Origin of the sequence: Oceanobacillus sp. FSL K6-0118, assembly GCF_038006665.1 — a bacterium.
Classification (GTDB): Bacteria; Bacillota; Bacilli; order Bacillales; family Amphibacillaceae; genus Oceanobacillus; species Oceanobacillus caeni.
The window spans coordinates 310,684-322,875 of the sequence record NZ_JBBOVR010000001.1 but is presented as its reverse complement, the minus strand read 5'-3'; the positions used below and the strand labels follow the sequence as shown (position 1 = coordinate 322,875).

5 protein-coding genes, 9 tRNA genes and 4 rRNA genes are annotated in these 12,192 nt (G+C 43.6%); all 18 read right to left on the bottom strand.

Translation table 11 applies throughout. From position 1 onward, the window contains the following. Window positions 1–132: 132 nt before the first annotated feature. A complete protein-coding gene (clpC, locus tag MHI02_RS01580) occupies window positions 133–2,562 on the bottom strand; it encodes an ATP-dependent protease ATP-binding subunit ClpC (RefSeq protein WP_257457088.1) in 2,430 nt (809 codons plus the stop codon). 13 nt (window positions 2,563–2,575) lie between these two features. Next, window positions 2,576–3,640, bottom strand: coding sequence for a protein arginine kinase (locus tag MHI02_RS01575; RefSeq protein ID WP_060668159.1), 1,065 nt, complete (start codon window positions 3,638–3,640; stop codon window positions 2,576–2,578). Beyond that, entirely contained in the window at window positions 3,637–4,179 is a 543-nt protein-coding gene (locus tag MHI02_RS01570) for a UvrB/UvrC motif-containing protein (protein ID WP_047185930.1), read from the bottom strand. Before MHI02_RS01570 ends, MHI02_RS01575 begins: the two co-directional genes overlap by 4 nt. A gap of 149 nt (window positions 4,180–4,328) precedes the next feature. Further along, the gene (locus MHI02_RS01565) at window positions 4,329–4,790 is read right to left on the bottom strand and encodes a CtsR family transcriptional regulator (protein WP_047185931.1); all 462 of its coding nucleotides are present in this window, start codon (window positions 4,788–4,790) and stop codon (window positions 4,329–4,331) included. Between the two features lie 341 nt (window positions 4,791–5,131). After that, the gene (locus MHI02_RS01560; protein WP_445668980.1) at window positions 5,132–5,716 is read right to left on the bottom strand and encodes an MgtC/SapB family protein; all 585 of its coding nucleotides are present in this window, start codon (window positions 5,714–5,716) and stop codon (window positions 5,132–5,134) included. 558 nt (window positions 5,717–6,274) lie between these two features. Next, window positions 6,275–6,389 (bottom strand): 5S ribosomal RNA (rrf, locus tag MHI02_RS01555). Window positions 6,390–6,457: 68 nt separating this feature from the next. Then, window positions 6,458–9,374 (bottom strand): 23S ribosomal RNA (locus MHI02_RS01550). Window positions 9,375–9,538: 164 nt separating this feature from the next. Beyond that, window positions 9,539–11,104, bottom strand: a 16S ribosomal RNA gene (locus MHI02_RS01545). A gap of 137 nt (window positions 11,105–11,241) precedes the next feature. Then, window positions 11,242–11,317: transfer RNA gene (locus MHI02_RS01540), tRNA-Ala, on the bottom strand. A 9-nt stretch (window positions 11,318–11,326) separates the two neighbouring features. After that, window positions 11,327–11,403, bottom strand: a tRNA-Pro gene (locus MHI02_RS01535). 7 nt (window positions 11,404–11,410) lie between these two features. Further along, window positions 11,411–11,487, bottom strand: a tRNA-Arg gene (locus MHI02_RS01530). Window positions 11,488–11,490: 3 nt separating this feature from the next. Beyond that, window positions 11,491–11,579, bottom strand: a tRNA-Leu gene (locus MHI02_RS01525). 10 nt (window positions 11,580–11,589) lie between these two features. Beyond that, window positions 11,590–11,664: transfer RNA gene (locus tag MHI02_RS01520), tRNA-Gly, on the bottom strand. 15 nt (window positions 11,665–11,679) lie between these two features. Next, window positions 11,680–11,764 (bottom strand) — tRNA-Leu (locus MHI02_RS01515). A gap of 4 nt (window positions 11,765–11,768) precedes the next feature. Beyond that, window positions 11,769–11,844, bottom strand: a tRNA-Lys gene (locus MHI02_RS01510). A gap of 7 nt (window positions 11,845–11,851) precedes the next feature. Next, window positions 11,852–11,927, bottom strand: a tRNA-Thr gene (locus MHI02_RS01505). A gap of 1 nt (window position 11,928) precedes the next feature. Continuing rightward, window positions 11,929–12,004 (bottom strand) — tRNA-Val (locus MHI02_RS01500). A 7-nt stretch (window positions 12,005–12,011) separates the two neighbouring features. After that, window positions 12,012–12,125: ribosomal RNA gene (gene rrf / locus MHI02_RS01495) — 5S ribosomal RNA — on the bottom strand. The 16S, 23S and 5S rRNA genes sit together here with 9 tRNA genes alongside, the layout of an rRNA operon. Between the last annotated feature and the right edge of the window lie 67 nt (window positions 12,126–12,192).

Below are 12,192 nucleotides of genomic sequence, written 5' to 3'. Positions count from 1 at the left end.
CTTTCTTGTCTTGGGCTTTGATTTCTCGCTCTACCATACTGAATTGCATAAGTGTTGCTAAGGTAGAGGCCAAGTTGTCTAAGATGATGGAAAAGCTAGAAGAACATTATTCTTCTAGCTTTTCATGAAAACTTATGAAAGGAGAATAAAATCGCCTTTATTACTTAAACCGATTTTCACTTTCTGTCCTTTTTCTATCGTTCCTTTTAGCATTTCTTCAGATAATAGATCCTCGATATTCTTTTGAATGGATCTACGTAATGGACGTGCCCCATATTCAGGATCAAATCCCTCGCTAGCAATCTTTTCAATTGCCTTATCAGTAAGGGAGAGGTCTATTTCTTGTTCATATAATCGGTCATGTAACTGTTTAACCATAAGCGTAACAATATCTTTCATATGCTTTCTTTCCAAGGAATGGAAGACAATTGTCTCGTCAATACGGTTTAAAAACTCTGGACGGAATGCTTTCTTTAGTTCGTTCATTACTTTAGATTTCATATCTTTATATTCTTGGTTGTCATCTTCCATTGCAAAACCAACATATTTATTTCGTCTCAATTCGCTTGCACCAACATTAGACGTCATAATAATAATTGTATTTCGGAAATCAACTAGACGGCCTTTCGAATCTGTTAAACGACCATCTTCTAATACTTGCAGTAAAATGTTAAACACTTCTGGATGTGCCTTCTCAATTTCATCAAGTAAAACTACAGAATATGGTTTACGACGTACTTTCTCAGTTAATTGTCCACCCTCTTCATAACCTACGTATCCAGGAGGTGAACCAACTAAACGTGCTGTCGCATGTCGTTCCATATATTCGGACATATCGATTCGAATCATAGCATCTTCATCAGCAAACATCACTTCAGCCAAAGCTCTAGCCAATTCTGTTTTACCAACTCCTGTTGGACCTAAGAAAATAAATGACCCGATAGGACGTTTTGGATCTTTTAACCCCGCACGTGCTCTACGAATGGCTTTAGAAATAGCTACAACTGCTTCTTCTTGACCGATTACACGTTTATGCAAAGTTTCTTCCATATTTAGTAGTCGATCACTTTCATCCTTCGTTAATTTAGAAACAGGAACCCCAGTCCAGCTTGAAACAACGCTAGCAATATCGTCTATTGTAACTTTAGAATCCATTTGTCCTTGTTTTTCTTTCCATTCTTTCTTCGTCTGTTCTAATTCCTCACGATAACGCTGTTCAGAGTCCCGTAAGGATGCTGCTTTTTCAAACTCTTGACTTTGAACTGCTGCATCTTTTTCTTTACGAACCTCTTCTAATTTATGCTCCAATTCCTTTAAATTTGGTGGAATGGTATATGAGCGTAGGCGGACTTTAGAACCAGCTTCATCTATTAAATCAATTGCTTTATCAGGAAGAAAACGATCTGTAATATAACGATCCGATAGGGTAGCAGCCGCTTCAATTGCATCGTCTGTAATCGTCACTCGATGGTGTGCCTCATAACGATCGCGTAATCCACCTAAAATCTGAATGGTTTCCTCCACAGACGGCTGATCTACTTGAATTGGTTGGAATCTACGTTCTAACGCTGCATCTTTTTCAATATATTTACGGTATTCGTCTAATGTTGTAGCTCCGATACATTGTAACTCTCCACGAGCAAGGGATGGTTTAAGTATGTTGGACGCATCAATTGCTCCCTCTGCTCCACCGGCTCCAATTAGTGTATGTAATTCATCGATGAATAAAATAATATTACCAGCCTGACGGATTTCTTCCATTACTTTTTTCAAGCGGTCCTCAAATTCACCACGATATTTGGTCCCTGCGACAACAGTACCCATATCTAAAGTCATAACGCGTTTATCTCTTAATGTTTCAGGAACCTCGTTATCTATTATTTGTTGTGCCAATCCTTCAGCAACAGCTGTTTTCCCTACACCAGGTTCACCGATTAACACAGGATTATTTTTTGTTCTTCTGCTTAATACTTGAATAACACGTTCAATTTCTTTTGCTCGACCAATAACTGGATCAATTTTTCCGTCTCGAGCACTTTGGGTTAAATCTCGTGCTAAAGAATCTAATGTTGGTGTATTAGCACTTGATTGCTGGCCCCCTCTACCTTGTCGGCCGGCTTGTGATTCATTGCTACCTAATAATTGTAGGACTTGTTGTCTTGCTTTATTTAAACTAACTCCAAGGTTATTTAAAACTCTTGCAGCAACACCTTCACCTTCACGAATAAGGCCTAATAGGATATGTTCAGTTCCAACGTAGGAATGACCTAACTTCCTAGCCTCATCTTGTGAAAGCTCTACAACCTTTTTTGCGCGAGGTGTATAATGGATGGATTGCATAGGTTGTTTACCAACACCTATTAACTTTTCCACTTCCTCTTGAATTTGGCTAATCTCTAGGCCTAATGATTGTAAAGCTTTTGCAGCAATTCCATCTCCTTCACGTACAAGTCCTAAAAGGATATGCTCAGTTCCTATATTATTATGACCAAGGCGAACTGCTTCTTCCTGGCTTAACGCTAGTACTTTTTGTGCTCTCTCAGTAAATCTTCCAAACATCATAATAGCTTCCCTCCTAATTCTCTAACTGTAATCTTTCACGGATGAGTGACGCCCTAAGTACATCACGTTCTCGGGATGTTAATGTTTTCTTTGCATAGTGTTGAAGAAATCCTGGTTGTATAAGTACCATCAACTCATTAAGTATATTTCTAGAGGTATCTTTAATGATACCTAAATCTATTCCTAATCGCACGTTTGATATGCAATTAGATGCCTCTTTTGATTCGATTATTCTACTATAAGCTAGCACACCATAAGAACGAAAGATGCGGTCTTCTAATGCGGTAGGTGATTCCCTCATAATTAAATCTCTTGCATTTCGTTCATGATCTATTAGCTGATTTACTACACTTTCCAGATCGCCTACAATATCTTGCTCCGATTTTCCTAATGTGATTTGATTAGAAATTTGGAAAATATTCCCTAGCGCTTCACTGCCCTCGCCATAAATCCCTCGAACAACAAGTCCCAACTGGTTAATAGCTGGCATCATTCGATTTATTTGTCCTGTGAGAGCAAGTGCTGGTAAATGCATCATAACCGAAGCACGCATCCCTGTACCAACGTTGGTTGGACAGGTTGTTAAATACCCTTTATTTTCATCAAAAGCATAATTTACCTTTTCTTCTAACCAATCATCTATTTCAAATGCTCTATCTAAAGCATGACGTAACTGTAAACCAGGAAAATAAAGCTGGATACGAAGATGATCCTCTTCATTTACCATAATAGATACTTGTTCATTTTCAGAAATTATTACTGCCGATTCATTCGTATGTTTAGCAAGATTAGGGCTTATTAAGTGCTTTTCTACTAAAACTCGATTTTCAATAGCAGTTAATTCTCTAATAGGGATAAATTCAAAATTATGATAACTATTAAATGACTTGTTTGCATATTCTTTTTCAATGAGTTTCCTTACTTCTGCAAGTTTCTCCTCTTCAGCAATAATAGGATAAGGTATACTTGCTATATTTCTTGCAAGGCGAATGCGGCTACTCATCACAATATCACTACTCGGCCCTTCTTCACGCATCCAAGGGCTAATAGCATCATTCATAAAATGTTCGAGTGTCATGCATTATCACCTGCTTCTTTATCTCTTATATTAGCTTCAAGCTCCTTAATCTGATCCCTTACTTTAGCTGCCTCTTCAAATGCTTCATTTTCTATCAATTGCTGTAATTGACTCTTGTAATGGTTCAACTGACGTTTCATTTGTATATCATTACCTGCACGTTTAGGTATTTTTCCATAATGTTTTGTATTACCCGCATGAACACGTCTTAATATTGGATCTAATTTATCCGAAAATGTTTCATAACAAGTAGCACATCCAAACTTGCCAACTTGCTTAAATTGAGCAAATGTCATTTTACATTGTGGGCATTGCAGATCTTTCACTTTCTGCAAAGTTGGATTATCTATTTTCGACGTATCAAAATTAAAAAGACCTGATAATAAATTATGAAGAGAATAAGCTTCTTCCTCTGGATACGTCACATAACCTTTTTCTTTTGCACATACATTACATACACTTATTTCCGTCTTTTTACCATTAATAACTTGTGTAAAATGCAGTGTCGCTGGACGTTTATGACATTCTTGGCATTCCACTGTTTCTTCCCCCTTTACAACTACTGGTATTAGAAAACTTGGCATCCGCCAAGCCTTTCGGTGGATGGCTTAGTTGCACTTATGCAGACGGGAAAGATTTTATACTTTCCTACCTGCCAAGGTAATTCCCTTTGTATAGTAAATTTAAACTAAAAATACTTTAGTTGTGATAACATAGCGGTTAAGATTCTGGAACGTATTTCATCTCTTAACGGAAGGTTAAATGCTAAAGTGGTACGTTCCATGGCACTTAGCATAATTTTCGCCTCTCGTTCCGTTATAATTTCCTCTTCTAAGAGTCGATCTAGTATGTCAGTAGCCGATCGTTGGGATATAGTTGGATTAGCCATTTCAATAATCTCATCAATTAATGTAGATTTATCCTTATGCCTCACTCGCATAATACGAATGTATCCTCCACCACCACGTTTACTCTCTACAATGTAACCTTTTTCTAACGTAAAACGAGTATTAATAACATAATTAATTTGTGATGGAACACACTGGAAGCGATTGGCGACTTCACTTCTCTTTATTTCAATTGCATTTTGGCCTTTCATTTGAAAAACAGTTTTTAAATATTGCTCAATGATATCTGAGATATTACTCATCAGATCCATCCCCTCTTGCACGTTGTTAATGTCAGTATTTTCAATGCATTTGACTTTGACTATCTTTGACTATACTCTTATTATACGCCAACATTTTTGAGATGCAAATACCTTTTATATATTTTAGACAAAATTATTGAAAACAAAACCTTACACCTAATTATACGTGTAAGATTTTTAGAATCAAAAGCGGAAACTCCCTTACAGCACGTGTTCAAAAGGAAGGATAAAAAAGACCAAGTCGGCAGGTTCTCCTTATCGTGACATGAGGTAAGGGAGGTCTCACTAAAGCTGGACGTGACTTTTCTTAAAAAAATATAATAAGATAAATTAAAGCTTAATTATGATATGTTTCGTACCCCTGTTAATCTTGATAATTCATCATAAAGGTTTATTTTATCGATTCTTTTGTTCCTTTCAACTTTAATTTGAACATTTCTCATTTTTTTCTCGATATTAGTAATTTCAATAGAAAGAATTTTTACATCAAATTGCTCAAATAAATTTACTAATAAACTCAGATTCGTATTATGGTCAATCGTAATATTTACGGAAGAAAAGGAACGCCTACTTTGAAATAACTTTTCAAAGTTGTTCAGGAATACTAAGCTAATTAATATAATTAATGTAGCTAATATAGCCGCACCATACATACCTAATCCAACAACTAATCCTAAACCTGCCACTGTCCAAATAGACGCTGCCGTAGTTAAACCTCTTATTGTTCCACCGTAAACGATAATCGTACCTGCCCCTAAAAATCCGATACCACTAATTACATATGAAGGTATTCGTGCAGGATCGAAACGTATATTACCATAAGTATCAATTAATGATGAAAAACCATAGAGCGACATTAACATCATTAAACAAGAACCAACACCTACTAAAATATGTGTACGGAAGCCAGCAGAATGATTATTCATTTCTCTTTCAAAGCCAATAAGTCCTGATAGAAGAAGTGCAATTAGTAAGCGAATTGCTATAACATAAAAGTCCTCTCCTAATATTTGATTTACGTAAACTATAGGAAATCCCCCCTATCTAAAAGATATAATAACAAAACAACTCTAAAGATAGAGTGGTATTAAAATTTATGTGTCAATCCTTAATTTTATGCTGTCTTATTATAATTAGGTTCCCTGTCATCGACTTAGTATAAAGAAGACTTCCATCAGAGGGGGTTTTCCTTCATCCCCACTGATGGTTAGTCGCACTTATCGGACCTTTACGGGCAGTTGATCTCCCACCTACCCTCTTTGTTTCCAGAAATTTGAGGAGGAAGGCTTGGAATAAATTCTTTTCCTGTTACCAGAGCGTTAATAAAATACTAAATATTTTTTAATACTGTGGTAAAACCCTTTTATGCAACAAGTATACTTTTTTGTTTTTATGCTTCTTATCCTTACGAAAAGCTTCTTTCAAATCGATTTTTTATAGAACAAAAAACACCTAGGTTGATTGTCCTAGATGTTTTTTCATTTGCCTGGCGGCGCCCTACTCTCGCAGGGGGAACCCCCAACTACCATCGGCGCTGGAGAGCTTAACTTCTGTGTTCGGTATGGGAACAGGTGTGACCTCTCCGCCATCGCTACCAGACAATTGATATTCAATTAGGATTTGTATCCTGAAAACTAAATAAGAGTAAATCAAGACATGAAAAGAAGTTAGTTAAGTCCTCGATCGATTAGTATTTGTCAGCTCCACGTGTCGCCACGCTTCCACCTCAAACCTATTAACCTCATCGTCTCTGAGGGATCTTACTCATTTAAAATGATGGGAAGTCTCATCTTGAGGGGGGCTTCATGCTTAGATGCTTTCAGCACTTATCCTTTCCATACGTAGCTACCCAGCTATGCTCCTGGCGGAACAACTGGTACACCAGCGGTATGTCCATCCCGGTCCTCTCGTACTAAGGACAGCTCCTCTCAAACTTCCAACGCCCACGACGGATAGGGACCGAACTGTCTCACGACGTTCTGAACCCAGCTCGCGTACCGCTTTAATGGGCGAACAGCCCAACCCTTGGGACCGACTACAGCCCCAGGATGCGATGAGCCGACATCGAGGTGCCAAACCTCCCCGTCGATGTGAACTCTTGGGGGAGATAAGCCTGTTATCCCCGGGGTAGCTTTTATCCGTTGAGCGATGGCCCTTCCATGCGGAACCACCGGATCACTAAGCCCGACTTTCGTCCCTGCTCGACTTGTAGGTCTCGCAGTCAAGCTCCCTTCTGCCTTTACACTCTGCGAATGATTTCCAACCATTCTGAGGGAACCTTTGGGCGCCTCCGTTACCTTTTGGGAGGCGACCGCCCCAGTCAAACTGCCCGCCTGACACTGTCTCCGAACCGGATCACGGTCCTGGGTTAGAAGGTCCATACAGCCAGGGTGGTATCCCACGGATGCCTCCACGTAAGCTGGCGCTCACGTTTCTAAGGCTCCCACCTATCCTGTACAAGCTGCACAGACATTCAATATCAGGCTACAGTAAAGCTCCACGGGGTCTTTCCGTCCTGTCGCGGGTAATGCGCATCTTCACGCATCGTATAATTTCACCGGGTCTCTCGTTGAGACAGTGCCCAAGTCGTTGCACCTTTCGTGCGGGTCGGAACTTACCCGACAAGGAATTTCGCTACCTTAGGACCGTTATAGTTACGGCCGCCGTTTACTGGGGCTTCGGTTCTAAGCTTCGGGCGAAAGCCCTAACTCTTCCCCTTAACCTTCCAGCACCGGGCAGGTGTCAGCCCCTATACTTCGCCTTTCGGCTTCGCAGAGACCTGTGTTTTTGCTAAACAGTCGCTTGGGCCTATTCACTGCGGCTCTACTCCGTAGAGCACCCCTTCTCCCTAAGTTACGGGGTCATTTTGCCGAGTTCCTTAACGAGAGTTCTCCCGCTCACCTTAGGATTCTCTCCTCGCCTACCTGTGTCGGTTTGCGGTACGGGCACCTGTGACCTTGCTAGAGGCTTTTCTCGGCAGTGTGAAATCAGGAACTTCGGCCAGAAGGCCTCCCCATCACAGCTTGAAATGGCCAGGCGGATTTGCCTACCTGACTTTCTCACTGCTTGGGCGCACACATCCATCCGTGCGCATTCCTTATCCTACTGCGTCCCCCCATCGCTCAAACGGTCATGAGGTGGTACAGGAATATCTGCCTGTTGTCCATCGCCTACGCCTTTCGGCCTCGGCTTAGGTCCCGACTAACCCTGAGAGGACGAGCCTTCCTCAGGAAACCTTAGGCATTCGGTGAAAGAGATTCTCACTCTTTTTTCGCTACTCATACCGGCATTCTCACTTCTAAGCGCTCCACCAGTCCTCACGGTCTGACTTCACAGCACTTAGAACGCTCTCCTACCATTGTTCGTAAGAACAATCCACAGCTTCGGTGATACGTTTAGCCCCGGTACATTTTCGGCGCAGAGTCACTCGACCAGTGAGCTATTACGCACTCTTTAAATGGTGGCTGCTTCTAAGCCAACATCCTGGTTGTCTAAGCAACTCCACATCCTTTTCCACTTAACGTATACTTTGGGACCTTAGCTGGTGGTCTGGGCTGTTTCCCTTTCGACTATGAACCTTATCACCCATAGTCTGACTCCCAAGTTTAAGTATCTGGCATTCGGAGTTTGACTGAATTCGGTAACCCGATGAGGGCCCCTAGTCCAATCAGTGCTCTACCTCCAGTACTCATCATCTTGAGGCTAGCCCTAAAGCTATTTCGGAGAGAACCAGCTATCTCCGTGTTCGATTGGCATTTCACCCCTACCCACACCTCATCCCCGCATTTTTCAACATACGTGGGTTCGGGCCTCCAGTCAGTGTTACCTGACCTTCACCCTGGACATGGGTAGATCACACGGTTTCGGGTCTACGACCGCATACTAAATCGCCCTATTCAGACTCGCTTTCGCTACGGCTCCGTGTCTTCCACTTAACCTTGCATACAATCGTAACTCGCCGGTCCATTCTACAAAAGGTACGCCGTTACGCATGAACGCGCTTCGACTACTTGTAGGCACACGGTTTCAGGTACTCTTTCACTCCCCTCCCGGGGTGCTTTTCACCTTTCCCTCACGGTACTGGTTCACTATCGGTCACTAGGGAGTATTTAGCCTTGGGAGATGGTCCTCCCGGATTCCGACGGAATTCCACGTGTTCCGCCGTACTCAGGATCCACTCCGGAGGAAATTCTTTTTCGATTACAGGGCTGTTACCCTCTTTGGCTAACCTTTCCAGGTTGATTCATCTAAAGAATTTCTTTGTAACTCCTTGTGGAGTGTCCTACAACCCCAGAGAGCAAGCTCTCTGGTTTGGGCTGTTTCCGTTTCGCTCGCCGCTACTTGGGAAATCGCATTTGCTTTCTCTTCCTCCAGGTACTGAGATGTTTCAGTTCCCTGGGTGTGCCTCTTATGCCCTATGTATTCAGACATAAGTCCTGTTCCATTACGAACAGTGGGTTTCCCCATTCGGAAATCCTCGGATCTAAGTTTACTTACAACTCCCCGAGGCATATCGGTGTTAGTCCCGTCCTTCATCGGCTCCTAGTGCCAAGGCATCCACCGTGCGCCCTTATTCACTTAACTAAGTTTACAATGAATAAGCGTTTTATCGCTTTAAAATTTGATGTCTTGTTTACTCTTATTTAGTTTTCAAGGTACAAAGTTTCAGAGAGATTTGCTCTCTCAAAACTGAACCAAACAACACAGTATGCTTCATCCAAACCTGGATGTTCCGTAATAATCCTTAGAAAGGAGGTGATCCAGCCGCACCTTCCGATACGGCTACCTTGTTACGACTTCACCCCAATCATTGGTCCCACCTTCGGCGGCTGGCTCCAAAAGGTTACCTCACCGACTTCGGGTGTTACCAACTCTCGTGGTGTGACGGGCGGTGTGTACAAGACCCGGGAACGTATTCACCGCGGCATGCTGATCCGCGATTACTAGCGATTCCGGCTTCATGTAGGCGAGTTGCAGCCTACAATCCGAACTGAGAATGGTTTTATGGGATTTGCTTGACCTTGCGGTTTCGCTGCCCTTTGTACCATCCATTGTAGCACGTGTGTAGCCCAGGTCATAAGGGGCATGATGATTTGACGTCATCCCCACCTTCCTCCGGTTTGTCACCGGCAGTCACCTTAGAGTGCCCAACTTAATGCTGGCAACTAAGATCAAGGGTTGCGCTCGTTGCGGGACTTAACCCAACATCTCACGACACGAGCTGACGACAACCATGCACCACCTGTCACTTTCGTCCCCGAAGGGAAATCCCTATCTCTAGGGAGGTCGAAAGGATGTCAAGACCTGGTAAGGTTCTTCGCGTTGCTTCGAATTAAACCACATGCTCCACCGCTTGTGCGGGTCCCCGTCAATTCTTTTGAGTTTCAGCCTTGCGGCCGTACTCCCCAGGCGGAGTGCTTAATGCGTTAACTTCAGCACTAAGGGGCGGAAACCCCCTAACACCTAGCACTCATCGTTTACGGCGTGGACTACCAGGGTATCTAATCCTGTTCGCTACCCACGCTTTCGCTCCTCAGCGTCAGTTACAGACCAGAGAGTCGCCTTCGCCACTGGTGTTCCTCCATATCTCTACGCATTTCACCGCTACACATGGAATTCCACTCTCCTCTTCTGCACTCAAGTCCTCCAGTTTCCAATGACCCTCCACGGTTAAGCCGTGGGCTTTCACATCAGACTTAAAAGACCGCCTGCGAGCGCTTTACGCCCAATAAATCCGGACAACGCTTGCCACCTACGTATTACCGCGGCTGCTGGCACGTAGTTAGCCGTGGCTTTCTGGTTAGGTACCGTCAAGGTCAGGTCAGTTACTACCTGACTTGTTCTTCCCTAACAACAGAGTTTTACGATCCGAAAACCTTCTTCACTCACGCGGCGTTGCTCCGTCAGACTTTCGTCCATTGCGGAAGATTCCCTACTGCTGCCTCCCGTAGGAGTCTGGGCCGTGTCTCAGTCCCAGTGTGGCCGATCACCCTCTCAGGTCGGCTACGCATCGTTGCCTTGGTGAGCCTTTACCTCACCAACTAGCTAATGCGCCGCGGGCCCATCTATAAGTGACAGCTTACGCCGCCTTTCAAACTTCTTATTATGCAATAAAAAGTATTATCCGGTATTAGCTCACGTTTCCGCGAGTTATCCCAGTCTTATAGGTAGGTTGCCCACGTGTTACTCACCCGTCCGCCGCTCGTTCCACTCTCTTCACCCCGAAGGGATCAGAAGAGCTTCCCGCGCTCGACTTGCATGTATTAGGCACGCCGCCAGCGTTCGTCCTGAGCCAAGATCAAACTCTCCAAAAAAGTTTGTTTAGAATTAACATAATTAATTCTATCTCTTAGCTTTTAGAAGTGTTACCTTCTATTTTAAATGAAAACGAGTTTCTTTTATCTTAACATACTGGTTGTTTTGTTCAGTTTTCAAAGAGCAAATTAAAAGTTGGTGGAGCCTAGCGGGATCGAACCGCTGACCTCCTGCGTGCAAAGCAGGCGCTCTCCCAGCTGAGCTAAGGCCCCGTTGAATAATGGTCGGGAAGACAGGATTCGAACCTGCGACCCCATGGTCCCAAACCATGTGCTCTACCAAGCTGAGCTACTTCCCGTTTTATATGGCGCGCCCGAGAGGAGTCGAACCCCTAACCTTTTGATCCGTAGTCAAACGCTCTATCCAATTGAGCTACGGGCGCATATGGTGCCGAGGACCGGAATCGAACCGGTACGGTAGTCACCTACCGCAGGATTTTAAGTCCTGTGCGTCTGCCAGTTCCGCCACCCCGGCAAATAGGGTCTGGAGCGGAAGACGGGATTCGAACCCGCGACCCCCACCTTGGCAAGGTGGTGTTCTACCACTGAACTACTTCCGCGTGTAATGATGTTTATGGTGCGGGTGAAGGGAGTCGAACCCCCACATCCGAAGATACTAGATCCTAAGTCTAGCGCGTCTGCCAATTCCGCCACACCCGCATAATGGTGAGCCATGAAGGATTCGAACCTTCGACCCTCTGATTAAAAGTCAGATGCTCTACCGACTGAGCTAATGGCTCTTAAAAGTGGTGCCGGCCAGAGGACTTGAACCCCCAACCTACTGATTACAAGTCAGTTGCTCTACCAATTGAGCTAGGCCGGCATGGTGGAGGATACAGGGCTCGAACCTGTGACCCCCTGCTTGTAAGGCAGGTGCTCTCCCAGCTGAGCTAATCCTCCTAATTAAGTCTGGCAACGTCCTACTCTCGCAGGGGAACCCCCAACTACCATCGGCGCTGGAGAGCTTAACTTCTGTGTTCGGTATGGGAACAGGTGTGACCTCTCCGCCATCGTCACCAGACATTTAATTAATTAAGACAAGATATATTATATCATTGCTTGTCGAAAAAGCAAGCCTTTTTTTAAAA